Here is a 15,267-nt window from a genome sequence, read left to right as displayed (position 1 = left end):
CCAACGGCGCATCCCCGGCGGGGGGTTCGGGTACCCGGCCCCGCATGACCGCTCCTGGGGACGACGTCACGCTCACCTTCGGCGGCACCGCGACCACCCTGCTGCGGATCGGGCCCTTCGCCCTGCTGACCGACCCGAACTTCCTGCACCGGGGCCAGTGGGCGCACCTGGGCTACGGGCTGCGCAGCCGGCGGCTGACCGACCCGGCGCTCGTGCCCGCCCAGCTGCCGGCGCTGGACGCCGTCCTGCTCAGCCACATGCACGGCGACCACTGGGACCGGGTGGCCACCCGGTCGCTGCCCAAGGAGACCCCGGTGGTCACCACCCCGGAGGCCGCCGGCTGCCTGGCGAAGCGGGGCTTCACCCAGACCTCCGACCTGCGGCCCTGGCAGACCCACGAGCTCGGCCGGGGCGGCGACACGCTGCGGATCACCAGCGTCCCCGGGGTCCACGGCCCCGGACCGCTCGCCCGGCTGCTGCCGCAGGTGATGGGCAGCGTGCTCGAGCTGGTCCGCGACGGCGCCGTCACCTGGCGGGGGTACGTCAGCGGCGACACGCTGTTCCGGCCGGTGCTCGGCGAGGTGCTGCAGCGCTGCGGTCCGCTGGACGCGATGATCCCGCACCTGGGTGGCACCAAGGTCGCCGGCATCACGGTGACGATGGACGCCCGGCAGGGTGCCGACCTGGTCGAGCTGCTCGCGCCGCCGGTGACCGTGCCGGTGCACTACGACGACTACGGCCTGTTCAAGGACCCGCTGGGGAACTTCGTCGCCGAGGTGGCCACCCGCCGGGCCCCCGGCGAGATCCGCACCGTCGGCCGCGGTCAGACGGTCTCGCTGCGGGCCTGACGCCTGATCCGCCGGGCCGTGCGCCGGGCGTCCCGGTCGACGCCGTCGATGATCGAGGAGTTGACCCGGGTCTGCCACGGCAGCCCCATCCAGTGCAGCCCGGCCACCGGCGAGGCCCCGCGGTCGTGCACCGGCTGTCCGTCGGCGTCCAGGGCGCCCGGCACGTCGATCCAGCCGGTCTCGGGGAGGAAGCCGGTGCACCACAGCACGGCGGACACCTGCTCGGTCCGCCCGTCGTCCAGGTGCACCCGGTCGCCGTCGGCACCGACCACCCGCCCGGTCCGCCAGCCGATGACGCCGTCGCCCCGGAGTCGGCGCAGTTCCCGGCCGATGATCGCGTCGCCGCGCCGGCGGATGCCCCGGGCCACCCAGCTGTCGCCACCGGCGTTGAGCACCCCGGACAGCAGCAGCCACCAGTAGACGCTCACGCCGAGCACCCGCTCCGGCAGGAACCGGGGTTCGCGCGGGCTGAGAACGGTCACCTCGTGGGTGGCCGACAACTCCACGGCCAGCTGCGCCGCCGAGTTGCCGCCGCCGACGACGAGCACCGGCCCTGCGGGGAGGTCGGCGGGTCGGCAGTAGTCCGCGGAGTGCAGCTGGGCGACCGCCGGGTCCAGCTCCTGGGCCGCGGCCGGCACCCGCGGCCGGGTGAACGGGCCGGTGGCCAGCACCACCTGCCGGGCCAGCACCGGCCCCTCCCGGGTCTCGGCGCAGAAGCCCACCGGGTGCGTGGTCACCCGGGTGACCGGGGTCCAGGAGCGCACCGGGACGTCGAGTCGGCGGGCGTAGCCGTGCAGGTAGTCCGCCATCTCGACCCGGTCCGGCGTCGGCGTCGCCCCGTCCGGGAACGGCACCCCGGGCAGGCCGCTGAACCGGCGGGGCGTGAACAGCTGCAGGCTCTCCCAGCGGCGCAACCAGCTGCCCCCCACCTCGGCGGCGTCGACCACCACCACGTCCCGGACGCCCTTCCGGGCCAGCCACCAGGCCGTGCCCAGGCCGGCCTGGCCGGCACCGACCACCAGCACGTCGTGCACCCGGTCTGCCACGCCGTCGATCCTCCCCCGACCGGACGGCGCCGCGCCGGGTGCCCGCCTAGCGTGGGCCCGGTGACCCGAGGACGGACGTGGGACCTGCTCGTCATCGGCGGTGGCACCGCCGGGATCGTCGCGGCGACGACCGCCGCCTCGCTGGGTGCCCGGGTGCTGCTGACCGAGCGGGAACGCACCGGCGGCGACTGCCTGTGGACCGGCTGCGTGCCGTCGAAGGCACTGCTGGCCTCGGCGACGGCGGCGGCCGACGCCCGCGGCGCGGCCCGGCTCGGGGTGGACGTCTCCGGCGTCGAGGTGGACTTCGCCCGGGTCATGATCCACGTGAAACAGGCCATCGCCACGATCGAGCCGGTCGATTCCCCGGAGACGCTGCGCAGCAAGGGCGTGACCGTGCTGACCGGCGGTGCCGTGTTCACCGGGCCCGACCGGGCCACCGTCGACGGCCGGGAGATCAGGTTCCGGGCCGCGGTGATCGCCACCGGCTCGGGTCCGGCGCTCCCGCCCGTCCCTGGTCTGGCCGACGTCGACCCGCTCACCAACGAGACCGTGTGGGGTCTGACGACGCTGCCTCCCCGGCTGGCGGTCCTCGGTGGCGGGCCGATCGGCTGTGAGCTCGGACAGGCGTTCGCCCGGCTCGGCGCGCAGGTCACGGTGGTCAACTCCGCCGACCGACTGCTGGCCGTGGAGAGCGAGGAGGCATCCGAGCTGGTCACCGCCGCGCTGGTCCGCGACGGCGTCGACGTGCGGAACGGCGCACGGGCGGTCGCGGTCACCGGCGACCGGGACGGCGGCGAGCTCCAGCTGGCCGACGGCGGCACCGTGCCCTTCGACCGGCTGCTGGTCGCCGTGGGGCGCCGGGCCCGCACCGAGGGCCTGGGCTGCGCCGCGGCCGGGGTGGAGCTGGCCGAGGACGGCAGCGTGGTCGTCGACGCCCTGCGCACCGGCAACCCGCGGATCTGGGCGGCCGGCGACGTCACCGGCGGCCCGCAGTTCACCCACGTCGCCGGCGTGCGCGGCAGCCTGGCCGCGAGCAACGCGGTGCTCGGGCTGCGCCGCCGGGTCGACCCCGTCGTCCCCCGGGTCACCTACACCTCCCCCGAGGTCGCCTCGGTCGGCATGAGCCCCGCCGAGGGGGCGGCCGCCGGGCTGACCGTCCGGCGCCTCCCGCACACCGAGATCGACCGGGCCATCGCCGAGGACCTCACCGCCGGCTCCGCGACGCTGGTGCACGACCGGCGCGGGCGGCTGCGCGGAGCGACCGTGATCGGCCCCCGGGCCGGGGAGAGTCTCGGCGAGCTCACCCTCGCCGTCCGGCAGGGGCTGCGGGTGCAGGACGTCGCCGGCACCACGCACCCCTACCCGACCTACAACGACGCGGCGTGGAACGCCGCCATCGCCGACGTGCGCGCCCGGCTCCGCGCCCCGGCGGTCCAGCTGGCGCTGCGCGGCCTGGTCCGGTTGCGCGCGGGGATGGATCAGCGCAGCGCGCGGTGACCCGCCCACATCCGGTGGACGGCGCTGATGCCGACCACGCCCGCCCAGACCCAGGCCAGCTGCCAGGCGAACGCCGGCAGCAGCAGCCAGAGCGCGTGCACCACGATCGTCTCGGTGCCCTCGGCCAGCCCGCCGAGGAAGGACAGCGACCGGCCGTCGTCCAGCTGCCGGCCGGCCCGCTCGGCGAGCGAGGAGAAGGCCAGGAACGCCGCGCCGTTGACGTAGTAGGCGAGCAGGACGGCGGCGAACGGCTCCCACGGGTCGCCCCGCCCGGCGGTCACCCCGAGGGCGACGCCGAGCACGCCGGCGCCGTAGACCAGGAAGTCCGCGGTGATGTCGAAGAACCCGCCGGCGCCGGCGTCCCCCGGGGCGCCCGCCGCGCGACGCCGCCGGGCCAGCGGGCCGTCCAGCCCGTCGGCGAGCCGGGAGAGCAGCCAGAGCGCCAGCGCCGGCCCCCACAGGGTCGCCGCTGCGGCGGCGGCGCTGCCCAGGCCGAGCACCAGGCCGGCGGCGGTCAGCCGGTCCGGGCTCACCCAGGGGTGGTCCAGCACACCGGCCACCCGGGCGAGCGGCCGGTCGAGAACCCGCCGCGCGGCAGCGTCGAGCACCCGGGTCTCCGATCCTCGGCAGCACGTCGACCCGGTGGCGGGGCACCATCGGGTAGGGCACGATCTTGGCGCAGTCCCTGGGCCGCGGCCACCCGCCGGCAGGGGCGGACCGACGTCAGGGAGGCGCCACACGTGACCGTGCCCCACCGCTGGCACGGCCGCGTGCTCGTCGCGGCGTGCGCCTCGGTCGCCGTCCTCACCGGGTGTGCCGCGCCGGAGGCGGAGGCGCCGGTGGCGGAGGACCGCTCCTGGGAGGACGTGCTCGCCGAGGCCGAGGGGCAGACGGTCGACCTGTGGATGTACGGCGGCGACGTGCAGGGCAACGCCTACGTCGACGACGTGCTGGCTCCCGCGGCGGCCGAGCTCGGGGTGACCCTGCGCCGGGTGCCGATCGCCGACACCGGGGACGCGGTCAACCGCGTCCTCTCCGAGCGCCAGGCCGGCGTCACCGAGGGCGAGGTGGACCTGGTCTGGGTGAACGGCGACAACTTCGCCACCGGTCGCCAGGCCGGCGCCTGGTTGTGCGACTGGACGTCGATGCTGCCGAACACAGCCGGCACCGACCCCGACGACCCGCTGCTGACCACCGACTTCGGCACCCCGGTCGACGGCTGCGAGGCGCCCTGGCACAAGGCCCAGTTCAGCCTGGTCTACGACGCCGCCCGGGTGCCCGACCCGCCGACGACGCTGGCCGGGGTGCTCGACTGGGCCGAGGCGAACCCGGGCCGGTTCACCTACCCGGCCCCGCCGGACTTCACCGGCTCGGCGTTCCTGCGCCAGGTGCTCTACAGCGTGTCCGGCGGCGTCGACGAGGTGCCGCTGGAGCACTCGGACGAGGCCTACGAGGACCTGAGCCCGGCGCTCTACGACCGGCTCGCCGAGCTGGCGCCCGCGCTGTGGCGGGAGGGCGACACCTACCCGCAGACCCAGCAGGAGCTCGACCAGCTGTTCGCCGACGGCCAGGTGGACATGACCATGACCTACGGCCCGGCGACCGTCGACGACCTGGTCGCCGACGGCACCTTCCCCGACACCACCCGGGTGCTCACCCTGGACGAGGGCACGCTGGGCAACGCCAGTTTCCTGGCCATCCCGTCCACCTCCGGTGACCAGGCCGGCGCGATGGTGGTCGCCGACCTGGCGCTCTCGCCGGAGCAGCAGCTGGCCAAGGCCCGCCCCGAGGTCTGGGGGCAGTTCACCGTGCTGGACCTGGACCGGCTCGACGAAGACGCGCGCGCCGGGTTCGAGGCGCTGCCCGACTCCGCGGTGGTGCCCAGCTACGAAGAGCTCTCCGCCGGCGCGGACCCGGAGCTCTCGGCCGGCTGGGTGACCCCGCTGGACGACGGGTGGCGGCGCGAGGTCGCGGCCGGGTGACCGCAGCCGGCCGGGCCGGCGCCGGGTCCCGCCGCGCGACCCTGCTGGTGCTGCCCGCGGTGGTGCCGGTGGTGGTCGTCGTCGGTGCCGCCCTGACCTCCGCCGTCCTGCTGAGCCTGGGCCTGACCCCGCTGGTCGGCCGGCCGGAGCTGTCCCTGGACGCCTGGCGGGCCACCGAGCTCGGCACCTCGATCGGGCTGTCGCTGGCGATCGCGGCCGGGGCGACGGCGGTGGCCACGGTGGTCGGCCTCTGCCTGGCGCTGGCCGTGACCGCCGGGGCGCGGCGGAGCCGGCTGCTGGCCACGCTCAGCTCGCTGACCATCCCCGTCCCGCACCTCGTGGGCGCGGCGGCCATGGGGCTGCTGCTGGCCGACGCCGGGTTCCTGCCCCGGCTGCTGGGCATCGCCCCCGCGGACTGGCCGGCACTCGTGGGCGGCCGCTGGTGGATCGCGGTCGGTGCCGAGTACGCCTGGAAGGAGTCGGCGTTCATCGCCCTGGTGGTGGCCGGCGTGCTGAGCAGCCGGGTGGCCTCCTACACCGAGACCGCCGCGCTGCTGGGCGCCGGACGGTGGGCCCGGTTCCGGCACGTCACCCTCCCGCTGGCCGCCCCGGCGCTGGGCGCCTCCGCGGCGGTGAGCTTCGTCTACACGCTGGGCTCCTACGAGGTCGCCGCCCTGCTGGGCCGCCCGTCACCGGAGCCGCTGCCGGTGCTCGCCGTCCGGCTGTTCACCTCCATCGACCTCACCGCCCGGCCCCAGGCCGCCGCGGTCGCGGTCACCACGTCGGCGCTGGGGCTGGTCGCCGTGCTGGTCGCGCTGCGGTCGCTGCGCCGGCTGGCGGCCGAGCAGTGAGCGCACCGGTGCTCGTCTCCCGCCTCGGCTCCCGACTGGGGCGCGGCGCGCTCGCCGCCTGGCTGGTGCTCCCGTTGGTGCCGCTGCTGCTGTGGGCCGCCGCGGACCGCTGGTCGGCGCCGGCCCTGCTGCCGCAGGCGTGGGGCACGACCGGGCTGGCCGAGGCCCGGGCCGCCGGCGCCGGTGCCGCCGCCGCCCGGTCGGCGGTGCTCGGGACGGCGGTGGCCGTGCTGGCCACCCCGCTGGGTGCGCTGGCCGGCCGGGCGCTGACCTCGGGGGCCCTGCGCGCGCCCGGCCTGGTGTTCGCGGTGCTGCTCTCCCCGCTGGCGCTGCCGCCCTTCGCCGTCGCGCTCGGGCTGGACGTGCTGCTGCTGCGGCTGCGGGTGCCGGCTGAGGTCGGGCTGGTGCTGCTGCTGACCGTGGCGGCGATCCCGTACACGACCGTGGTGATGCGGGGCGCATACGCCGTCCACGACCGGCACCACGACGAGGAGGCCCGGCTGCTCGGCGCCTCCGCCTGGCGGGTGGTGCGCTCGGTGCACCTGCCGCTGCTGGCCCCGGCGGTCGCCGGCGCGGCGTTCCTGGCGTTCCTGGTCGGGTGGAGCGACTACGTCGTGACCCTGCTCGTCGGCGGTGGCCGGCTGGTCACCCTGCCGCTGCTGGTCGGCGCCGCCGCCTCGGCCACCGGCAACGACGCCCAGGTGGCGGTGCTGGCGCTGTCGGCGGTGCTGCCGCCGGTCGCGCTGCTCGTCGTGATCGGCTCGATCGGCCGGCGGGCCCGGCGGTGAGCGGCTCGCTGCAGCTGACCGGGCTCACCCGGGTGCACACCGCCGGGGCTCCGCCGGCCCTGGACGACCTGACCCTCGCCGTCCCGGCCGGGTCGTGCGTGGCGGTGCTCGGCCCGTCCGGCTCGGGGAAGAGCACGGTGCTCCGGCTGACCGCCGGGCTGGACACCCCGACCCGGGGCAGCGTGCACCTCGACGGCCGGGACCTGGCCGGCGTCGTCCCGGAGCGGCGCGGGATGGCGATGGTCTTCCAGCGCCCGCTGCTGTTCCCCCACCTGTCGGTGCGGGACAACGTCGGCTTCGCCGACCGGGTGCGCGGCCTGCCCCGGCGGCAGGCGCGCGAGCGCGCCGAGCACCACCTCGAGCTGGTCCAGCTGAGCGGGTTCGGCAACCGGCCGGCGCGGGCGCTGTCCGGCGGCCAGGCGCAGCGGGTGGCGCTGGCCCGGGCGCTCGCCGCCGAGCCCCGGGTGCTGCTGCTGGACGAGCCGTTCAGCGCGCTGGACACCGGGCTGCGTCAGGAGATGCACGAGCTGCTGGCCGACCTCCGGCTGCGGCTGGCCCCGACGGTGCTGCTGGTCACCCACGACCCGGCGGAGGCCGACGCCCTGGCCGACACCGTCGCGGTGCTGGACGCCGGCCGGCTGCAGCAGCTCGGGCCGATGCGGGAGCTGTACGCGCGGCCCCGGTCCCTGGCGGTCAGCCGGCTGCTCGGCGGGCGCACCGAGGTGCCCGGGACCGTCACCGGCGGTCGGCACCGCTCCGCACTCGGCGACCTCGAGCTCCCGGCACCTGCCCCGGAGGGCCCCGGGGTGCTCGTCGTCCGCCCGGAGGCGGTCACCCTCGTCGCCGCCGCGGACGCCGACGCCCGCGGCACCGTGGTCCAGGTCCGCCGGCGCGGGCTGCGGGCGCTGATCACCGTCGAGGTGGCCGGCCACGGAACCGAACCGGCCGCCGTGGCCGCCGAGCTGCCCCCCGGTGCGGAGGTCGCGGTCGGCGCCGAGGTCGGGCTGCGCATCCCGGTCACCGCCCGGCGCGTCGTCCCCCCGGCCGGCCTGGCGGACGCGCGGGAGGGCGCCTCAGCCCACGACCGTCAGCGGTAGCAGCTTGCGGAGGTGCGCGTTCTCCACCAGGTCCAGCACCGAGTGCTGCGCGCAGGCCGGCACCAGCTCGCCGGTCTCGGGGTGGGCCATCGAGTAGGTGCAGGCGGCGAGCCGCTCCTGGGTGGCGCGCAGCTGCGGGTCGGTGGCCTGCTCCCCGCGCTGCATCAGCTCCCAGGCCGGACCGACCTGCTCGGCGTCCATGAAGCTGTGCACCTCGAAGGTCATCAGCCCGAGCGCGCCGGTGCGGGCGGCCCGCACCAGCGCCCGGGCGCCGCCGGCCCGGCGCACCGCGCGCCGCGCCCAACCGAGCGCGACCGGCAGGTCGCCGGGGTGCAGGCGCAGCACCCGGAGCACCTTGCCGACCAGCAGCAGCGGCGGCGTCCCGCTGAAGGCCACCCCGCCGAAGTGCGCGAAGAACCGGTCGCGGGCCGCGCGGTCACGGGCGTCGTCCGGGTCGATCAGCCCGTGCCAGCGACCGGCGACCAGGAACCCGAACGCGACCCGGTTGCAGCGCGGGTCGCCGAACTCGATCCCCTCGTGCGGCACCCGGTGCCCCAGCGCCTGCTCCAGCTGCGCCCAGACCGCGTCGACGTCCACCGCGGTGTAGGACTCCTTCCACCGGCGGTCGTCCCCGACGTGCGCGGCCGGCTGGAAGCTCATCATCGAGAAGCCCATCGGCAGCACCGCGCGCACCGTCTCGACCACCTGGTCGAGGTTGGCCGGGGTGACGGTCATGTTGTGGGCCAGGTAGTACCGCAGGCCGGTCTCGGCGCGCAGGTCGCGGAACATCTGCACGAACCGCTCGCGGAACGGGTGGAGCTCGGCCTCGTTCTTCGGCTTCACCGCGCCGCGGCGGCCGCGCATCAGCATGTCGAAGTGCGCCGCGAAGCTCACCCGGTCGAACCGCAGCCGCCCGTCGCCGTCGGTCACCAGCGCGCGCAGGTACTCGGGGTCGAAGTCACCGTGGGTCATCGACATCGGCGACCGCCCGTGCGCCCGCATCGCCTGCAGCGCCGCGGCGTGGTCGTCCGGCGGCAGCAGGCTCACCTCACCGCCGATCAGCTGGGCGTGGGCGTAGGGCCCGCGCCGCTGCTCCAGGTAGGCCATCTGCTGCTCGACCTGGTCGACGGTGTGCTGCCCGTCGATCCGCACCTTGTTGGCGTCGGCGGAGTGGTAGCAGGGCGTGCAGGTGAGGTTGCACTTCGGGAACACGCCGTGCGTGCCCTCGCAGCCGACCGCGTGCCGGCCCAGGCTCTGTGCCGGGGTCTGCACGTGCGCCGGCAGCGCCGCCCAGCGTTCGGCCAGCGCTCGCGCCGTCTCCGGGTGCACCGGGCGGGTACGGGCGGCGAGGTCCCGCAGTCGTCCGAGCAGCGTCATCGCAGTCTCCCCTCACGCGCGCCGTCGGCGCGCCCACCCACGGTAGCTGCGGCACGACCGGTCCACCGGCTGCGCTCAGCCCCCGGGATGACCCGCTGACCTGGACAGATCAGCCGCACGACCGACGCCCGAGGACGACGCCGCGCCCGATGCTGGTGCCGCCACCGACCGGTGGCGGAGAACGAGTGGAGGCACCCGGTGGTCAGCACGAAGAAGGTCGTCCTGGGCGCGGTGACGGCGATGGTCGGCGTGGTCGGCTCGGGGGCGGCGGCGATCGCGCTCACCATGCCGTCCGGCGTGGACAGCCCCGGCGCCGTGTTCGCCGAGCTGCAGGGCCACACCCAGACCGCCGACCACGCCACCGCCGACGCCGCACCCCGCGAGGACGTGCCGGCCTGGACCCGGGCCGTCGGCTCCGGCCTGACCGTCGTCCGGCCCGGGGACGCCGCCGGCGACGACAGCGGCAGCGTCCGGGTGGACATGACGCTGACCAGCGGGACGACGCTCCCCGCGGACTGCACGCCACTCGACCAGGTGGGCATGCCGTTCGACGGCGGGGGCCGATGGCCCGATCTCGGCGACGAGGCGCACCTGTGCGACGGCTGGGTCACCGTCGTGCTCGGCGACCAGCTCTACGCCTGGACCGACGACCAGACGCGCGGCTGATCCGGCGGTCCCTGCGTATGCACGCCGCGTCGGGGGAAGTCAGCGGGGATGGAGCCCGTGGTCCGCGACAGCGCGGAGATCGAGACCGAGACCTGGGACGACCCGGTGCGGGGGAAGGTCTCCTTCCAGGTGGTGTTCAGCCAGGACCGGACGCCGACGGCCGGGCTCTACACCGGCCTGGCCGAACTGCCCGTCAACGGCTGGCTCGGCCTGCACCGGCACCGGCCCGCTGCGGTGTGTCTACGCCTTCCCGGCCGACTCCTTCGAGGACGTGCACTACCGCTTCTCCGCGGAGGAGTGAGGGCCCCGCCCAGCGGCCGGCCAGGCGCACGGCCCTCCGCTCAGCGGCCGGCCAGGCGCATCGCCCGGGTCTGCACGTCGGCGCGCAGCTCGGCCTCGTCGACCGTCGTGGACACCCCGTCGGCCAGCACCTGCCGGCCGGCGACCCAGGTGTCGCGCACGTGCCGCGAGCCCACCGACCAGACCAGGTGGGTCAGCAGGTCGGTGATCTCGCCGACCGGCACGAAGGCGATGTCCTCGGTGTCCACGTGCACCAGGTCCGCCCGCCGTCCGGCGGTCAGCTGGCCGAGGTCGGCGCGGCCGATCGCCGCGGCCGCCCCACCGGTGGCCAGCCAGAAGGCCTCCGGGGCGGTGAGCGCGGTGGCGTCCCGCTCGCGCAGCCGGGCCAGCTGCGCGGCGAGCCGGAGGTCCTGGAACAGGTCGAGGTTGTCGTTGGACGCCGGCCCGTCGGTGCCCATGCCCACCCGGATGCCGAGGTCGAGCATGTCCCGCAGCCGGGCGGTGCCGCTGGCCAGCTTGGTGTTGCTGCTCGGGCAGTGCGCGACGGCGACGTCGTACTCCCGCCACAGCTCCAGGTCGCCGTCGTCCATGTGCACGCAGTGGGCGGCCAGCACCCGCCCACCGAGCACGTCGTGCGCGGCGAGCAGCTGCGGCACGCTCTGGCCGTGCTGGGCCAGCAGCCCCGCGCCCTCGGTGGTGGTCTCGGCGACGTGGGTGGTCAGCAGCAGGCCGTGCTCCCGCGCCACCTCGGCCGCCTGGGTGAGCACCGGCAGCGGCACGGTGTAGGCCGAGTGCGGGCCGATGCCCCACTCGACCTGCTCGTCACCGGTGCCGGCGGACTCCGTGGCGCGGGCGAGCTGCTCGTCGAACGTGCCGAAGCCGGGGAGGCCGATCAGCGGATGGGTGATGACCCCACGGGCGCCGGTGCGCCGCACCGCCGCGGCCATCCGGTCGGGGTGGAAGTACATCTCCACGCTGGTGGTCACGCCGTGCCGCAGCATCTCCGCCGACGCGGCGGTCATCGCCACCTCGACGTCCTCGGGGGTGAGCCGGGCCTCCCGCGGCCACATCACCTCGTTCAGCCACCGGTCCAGCGGCAGCCCCTCGCCCTGGCCCCGGAACAGCACCATCGGCGCGTGCGAGTGGGTGTTGACCATGCCGGGGGTGAGCACCCCGGGCAGCGCGGTGACCTCGGCGTCGCCGGCCGGCGGGGCGTCGGCAGCCGACCCGACCCAGCTGATCAGACCGTCCTCGACGTCCAGCACGGCATCGGGGACGACGGTGCCGGCGCGGTCCCCGACCACGACGGCGCGGGCGGTGAATCGGTGCGCCATGAGCGCAGACCCTACGGCCGGTCCACCCCGGCAGCAGGGCGGCGCACAGGCGCCGCCGATACCGTGGGGCCCATGTCCGTCCTCGCCGCCGCCGCATCCGACGAAGGCGGTATCACCGGCTTCCTGCTCGACCTCATCGACCGGCTGGGGGCAGTGGGCGTCGGCCTGACCATCCTGATCGAGACGGTGATCCCGCCGATCCCCAGCGAGGTCGTCCTCGGGGCCGCCGGGGTGCTGATCAACGACGGGCGGATGTCCCTCGTGCCGGTCATCATCTGGGCCACCGTGGGCTCGGTGCTCGGGGCGCTCGTCCTCTACTGGGTGGGCCGGCTGTTCGGTCCCCGCCGGTCGCACGCCTTCCTCGACCGGTTGCCCCTGGTCGAGACCGCCGACGTGGACAAGAGCTTCGAGTGGTTCGCCCGGCACGGTCGCGCCGCGGTCTTCTTCGGCCGGATGGTGCCGATCGTGCGGAGCTTCGTCTCGGTCCCGGCCGGCGTCGTGAAGATGCCGATGCCGCAGTTCCTGCTCTTCACCGCCGCCGGCAGCCTGCTCTGGAACAGCCTGCTCATCGGCCTGGGCGTCGCCGCGGGCGACTTCGTGCAGGCCAACCTCCAGTACCTGGACTACGTGGTCGTGGTCGTGGCGGTCGCCGCCGTGGCCTGGTTCGTCTACAAGAAGGTGACCGGGCAGTTCCGGCGCCCGCCGGACGCCGGCGCCGACCTGCCCATCGAGGCGCCCCTCGACGAACGGGACCAGGCATGAGCACCCCGCGCACCCGGCCGGACGTCGTCGCCTTCGACGTCAACGAGACCCTGCTCGACATCACCCCCCTCGGGGCGGCCCTCGCCGAGCACGGCCAGTCGGCCGACCTGCTGTCCGCCGTCTTCTCCCGCGCCCTGCTGACCGGGTTCGCCGCCACGACGGCCGGCACCTGGTTCCCCTTCCGGGCCGCGTTCGAGACCTCGGTCGCCCAGGTGACCGGGTTGCCGGCCGCCGCCTGCGCCGCAGTGGCCGGCTCCTTCATGGAGCTGTCCCCCCACCCGGACGTCGAACCCGCTCTCCGCCTGCTCACCGCAGCCGGGGTCCGGGTGGTGACGCTGAGCCACGGGTCCCCCGGGGTGGCCGAGGCGGGCCTGACCCGCGGCGGGGTGTCCGCGCTGGTCGAACGGACGCTGACCTCGGAGTCGATCCGCGCGTGGAAGCCCAACCGGGAGGCCTACCTGTGGGCGGCCGGCGTCTGCGGCGTGGCACCGGAGCGGATGGCGCTCGTCGCGGCGCACTCCTGGGACGTGCTCGGTGCCGGGCGGGCCGGGCTCACCACCGGCTTCACCTCCGGCCGGTCGGAGAAGGTGTTCGCCGACGTCTACGCACCGCCGCACGTGCAGGGCGGGTCGCTGGTCGAGGTGGTCGAAGGGCTGCTCGCCCTGCCCCCGACGTGACCACCGGGGAGGTCCCCACCCCGCTCGGCCCGGCCCATGTGCACCGCACGGAACCCGCGGGCGACGTCCGCGGCGCCCTCGTGCTGGGCCACGGCGCCGGCGGCGGGTCCGGCTCCGCCGACCTGCTGGCCGTGGCCGCCGCCGCCGGTGCGGCCGGCTGGCGGGTGCTCCGCGTCGACCAGCCGTGGGTGGTCGCCGGGAAGCGGATCGCCCCCGCCCCGGCCCGGCTGGACGAGGGCTGGACGGCGGTGCTCGGCACCCTGCGCGCCGACGGCCTGCTGACCGGCCCGCTGGTGCTGGGCGGGCGCAGCGCCGGCGCCCGGGTGGCCTGCCGGACCGCGACGGCGCAGGGGGCCGCCGCCGTGCTGGCCCTGGCCTTCCCGCTGCACCCACCGGGCCGGCCGGAGAAGAGCCGCGCGGCGGAGCTGCACCTGGTCGCCGTCCCGCTGCTGGTGGTGCAGGGCGCCACCGACGCGTTCGGCCGCCCCGCCGAGGTGGTCACCGCACTGGCCGGCCACCCGGGGGAGGTCCGGGCCGTTCCGGGCGACCACGGGCTGAGGAAGGACCCTGACCTGGTCGCTGCCGCCGTCGCGGACTGGCTGACCCGGCAGCCGTGGGACCACTCCCGCCAGGCGCCCTCTCCGCACAGCCCCGTGAGCTCGGACCCGGCCGACTGACGCCTGCCGGGCCAACCATGAACGACCCCGAGCGCTTGTGCTCTGCTCACCAGGGGTGAGCAGAGCACAAGCGGCCGCAGCGTGCCCCTGTCCGGGCTCGCGCCCGGGGTGCGGTCAGCGCCGGCGGCGGCGCACCAGCAGGGCGATCAGCAGCGCCAGGACCGTGACCCCGGCCGCCGGTGCGGCGTAACGGGTGAGCGCCGCGCCACCGGCCACCTCGAGCAGGTCGATCGGCTCCGGCTCGGCCGGGGTCAGCGGGCGCTGCGGCGAGCTCGGCGTGCTGCGCGCGGGACCCCCACCGGCCGGGCGGTTCGGCGGGGCGGTGGTGCCGGCCGGCGGCTTGCTCGGCGCCTTGCGGGGGCCACCGACGGCGGCGTCGGGTGCCGTGGTCGAGGCGGGCTCGGCGTCCGGCGCCTGGTCCTCCACCGTCCCGGTGCCGGAGAACGGCGCGGCGTCTCCGGTGGCCGGGGCAGTGTCACCGGCAGCCGGGGCCGTGTCGCCGGCCGCGGGAGCCGGGTCGGCAGCGGCCGGCGTGCTCTTCGTCGGCGGGGTCAGCGGGTCGGGCACCGGCGCCTTGGCCGGCGTGCTCGCGGCGGGAGCGGCCTTCTTGGCCGGCTTCGCCGCCTCCTCCGCTGCTGCTGCCTTGTCCGCCGCGGCGGCGGCGGTCTTCTTCGCCGCAGCGCCGGCCTTCTTGGCCACGCCGGCCGCCGGGGTGTCGCCGGCGGCGCCTTCGACGCTCGCCGCGGCCTCCTCCACCACGCCCGCGGTGGTCGCGGCGCCCTTGGCCGCGGCGGCGGTGGCCTTCCCCGCGGCGGTCGGCTCCTGCGAGCCCGCGGCGGCCGCGGCCCGGGTGGCGTCGCCCTCGGCGTCCCCGCTGGCCAGCTGGGCGGAGAGCTTGTCGGCGAACTGGCCGAGCAGCTTGTTCCCGACGTCGGTCATGACGCCGCGGCCGAACTGGGCGGGCCGGCCGGTGATGTTCAGGTCGGTCAGGACGTCGACGCGGGTGGTGTCGCCCTCGGCCGCGAGCGTGGCGGTGATGACGGCCGCCGCGGTGCCGTTGCCGCGCTGGTCCTTGCCGCGGGCGTCGATGACCGCACGGTGGGCCTCGTCGTCCTTCTCCACGAAGGACGCCTTGCCCTGGTAGGTCAGGTTGATCGGCCCGAGCTTGACCTTGACCCGGCCGGTGAAGTCGTCGCCGGTCACCGAGTCCAGGGCGGCACCCGGCATGCAGGGGGCGATGCGCTCGATGTCCAGCAGCACCCGCCACGCTTCGTCGATCGGCACCGGCACGGTGAACGCGTTCTCGAGCTGCACTGCAGGACCTCCGGGTGTGGGCAGCCCGGACGGGAGGCGACGAGTCGGCGA

The 15,267-nt window shown here is 76.2% G+C and carries 15 protein-coding genes; 10 read left to right on the top strand and 5 right to left on the bottom strand.

Translation table 11 applies throughout. The features are described 5' to 3' along the window. Nucleotides 1-44 precede the first annotated feature (44 nt). Entirely contained in the window at nucleotides 45-848 is an 804-nt protein-coding gene (locus O2W18_RS12595; protein ID WP_269187868.1) for an MBL fold metallo-hydrolase, read from the top strand. Here O2W18_RS12595 and O2W18_RS12590 read toward each other — a convergent pair. After that, nucleotides 824-1,894, bottom strand: coding sequence for a flavin-containing monooxygenase (locus O2W18_RS12590; protein WP_269187867.1), 1,071 nt, complete (start codon nucleotides 1,892-1,894; stop codon nucleotides 824-826). The two genes, O2W18_RS12595 and O2W18_RS12590, sit on opposite strands and share 25 nt — an antisense overlap. A 60-nt stretch (nucleotides 1,895-1,954) precedes the next feature. Here O2W18_RS12590 and O2W18_RS12585 point away from each other — a divergent pair, with 60 nt between their 5' ends. After that, on the top strand, nucleotides 1,955-3,391 hold the full coding sequence (locus O2W18_RS12585; RefSeq protein ID WP_269187866.1) for a dihydrolipoyl dehydrogenase family protein: 1,437 nt from the start codon (nucleotides 1,955-1,957) through the stop codon (nucleotides 3,389-3,391). Here the strand turns inward: O2W18_RS12585 and O2W18_RS12580 are convergent. Further along, the gene (locus O2W18_RS12580) at nucleotides 3,373-3,999 is read right to left on the bottom strand and encodes a CDP-alcohol phosphatidyltransferase family protein (RefSeq protein WP_269187865.1); all 627 of its coding nucleotides are present in this window, start codon (nucleotides 3,997-3,999) and stop codon (nucleotides 3,373-3,375) included. The genes O2W18_RS12585 and O2W18_RS12580 overlap by 19 nt on opposite strands. A 132-nt stretch (nucleotides 4,000-4,131) precedes the next feature. Here O2W18_RS12580 and O2W18_RS12575 point away from each other — a divergent pair, with 132 nt between their 5' ends. The 4 genes from O2W18_RS12575 to O2W18_RS12560 are packed head-to-tail and all read left to right on the top strand — an operon-like array spanning nucleotide 4,132 to nucleotide 8,109. After that, nucleotides 4,132-5,373: an ABC transporter substrate-binding protein gene (locus tag O2W18_RS12575; protein ID WP_269187864.1), complete on the top strand. Its 1,242-nt coding sequence runs from the start codon at nucleotides 4,132-4,134 to the stop codon at nucleotides 5,371-5,373. Then, nucleotides 5,370-6,224: an ABC transporter permease subunit gene (locus O2W18_RS12570; protein WP_269187863.1), complete on the top strand. Its 855-nt coding sequence runs from the start codon at nucleotides 5,370-5,372 to the stop codon at nucleotides 6,222-6,224. The genes O2W18_RS12575 and O2W18_RS12570 overlap by 4 nt, the downstream gene beginning before the upstream one ends. A gap of 8 nt (nucleotides 6,225-6,232) precedes the next feature. Further along, nucleotides 6,233-7,012: an ABC transporter permease gene (locus tag O2W18_RS12565; RefSeq protein WP_269187862.1), complete on the top strand. Its 780-nt coding sequence runs from the start codon at nucleotides 6,233-6,235 to the stop codon at nucleotides 7,010-7,012. Continuing rightward, a complete protein-coding gene (locus tag O2W18_RS12560; RefSeq protein WP_269187861.1) occupies nucleotides 7,009-8,109 on the top strand; it encodes an ABC transporter ATP-binding protein in 1,101 nt (366 codons plus the stop codon). Before O2W18_RS12565 ends, O2W18_RS12560 begins: the two co-directional genes overlap by 4 nt. Here the strand turns inward: O2W18_RS12560 and O2W18_RS12555 are convergent. Continuing rightward, complete coding sequence (locus O2W18_RS12555; protein ID WP_269187860.1) at nucleotides 8,086-9,486, bottom strand: radical SAM domain-containing protein; 1,401 nt, start codon at nucleotides 9,484-9,486, stop codon at nucleotides 8,086-8,088. The genes O2W18_RS12560 and O2W18_RS12555 overlap by 24 nt on opposite strands. Before the next feature lie 198 nt (nucleotides 9,487-9,684). Here O2W18_RS12555 and O2W18_RS12550 point away from each other — a divergent pair, with 198 nt between their 5' ends. Next, nucleotides 9,685-10,152, top strand: a complete 468-nt coding sequence (locus O2W18_RS12550; protein WP_269187859.1) for a hypothetical protein — start codon at nucleotides 9,685-9,687, stop codon at nucleotides 10,150-10,152. 341 nt (nucleotides 10,153-10,493) lie between these two features. Here O2W18_RS12550 and O2W18_RS12545 read toward each other — a convergent pair whose 3' ends face one another. Further along, on the bottom strand, nucleotides 10,494-11,786 hold the full coding sequence (locus O2W18_RS12545) for an amidohydrolase family protein (RefSeq protein ID WP_269187858.1): 1,293 nt from the start codon (nucleotides 11,784-11,786) through the stop codon (nucleotides 10,494-10,496). Between the two features lie 72 nt (nucleotides 11,787-11,858). Between O2W18_RS12545 and O2W18_RS12540 the strand changes: the two genes are divergently transcribed. From O2W18_RS12540 to O2W18_RS12530, 3 genes are read left to right on the top strand one after another with little or no spacing between them, the layout of a single operon-like run. After that, nucleotides 11,859-12,548 (top strand): DedA family protein, encoded by a 690-nt coding sequence (locus tag O2W18_RS12540; protein ID WP_269187857.1) that lies wholly within the window; start codon nucleotides 11,859-11,861, stop codon nucleotides 12,546-12,548. Then, complete coding sequence (locus tag O2W18_RS12535; RefSeq protein ID WP_269187856.1) at nucleotides 12,545-13,225, top strand: HAD family hydrolase; 681 nt, start codon at nucleotides 12,545-12,547, stop codon at nucleotides 13,223-13,225. Before O2W18_RS12540 ends, O2W18_RS12535 begins: the two co-directional genes overlap by 4 nt. Beyond that, complete coding sequence (locus tag O2W18_RS12530) at nucleotides 13,222-13,902, top strand: alpha/beta hydrolase family protein (protein WP_269187855.1); 681 nt, start codon at nucleotides 13,222-13,224, stop codon at nucleotides 13,900-13,902. Before O2W18_RS12535 ends, O2W18_RS12530 begins: the two co-directional genes overlap by 4 nt. Before the next feature lie 114 nt (nucleotides 13,903-14,016). Here the strand turns inward: O2W18_RS12530 and O2W18_RS12525 are convergent, their stop codons facing one another. Then, nucleotides 14,017-15,216, bottom strand: coding sequence for an SRPBCC family protein (locus tag O2W18_RS12525; protein ID WP_269187854.1), 1,200 nt, complete (start codon nucleotides 15,214-15,216; stop codon nucleotides 14,017-14,019). Nucleotides 15,217-15,267 lie beyond the last annotated feature (51 nt).

Source organism: Modestobacter sp. VKM Ac-2983 (assembly GCF_026967885.1).
Lineage (GTDB): Bacteria > Actinomycetota > Actinomycetes > Mycobacteriales > Geodermatophilaceae > Modestobacter.
Note: the sequence above shows the minus strand (reverse complement) of the source record. Positions and strands in the feature narration are given on the sequence as shown.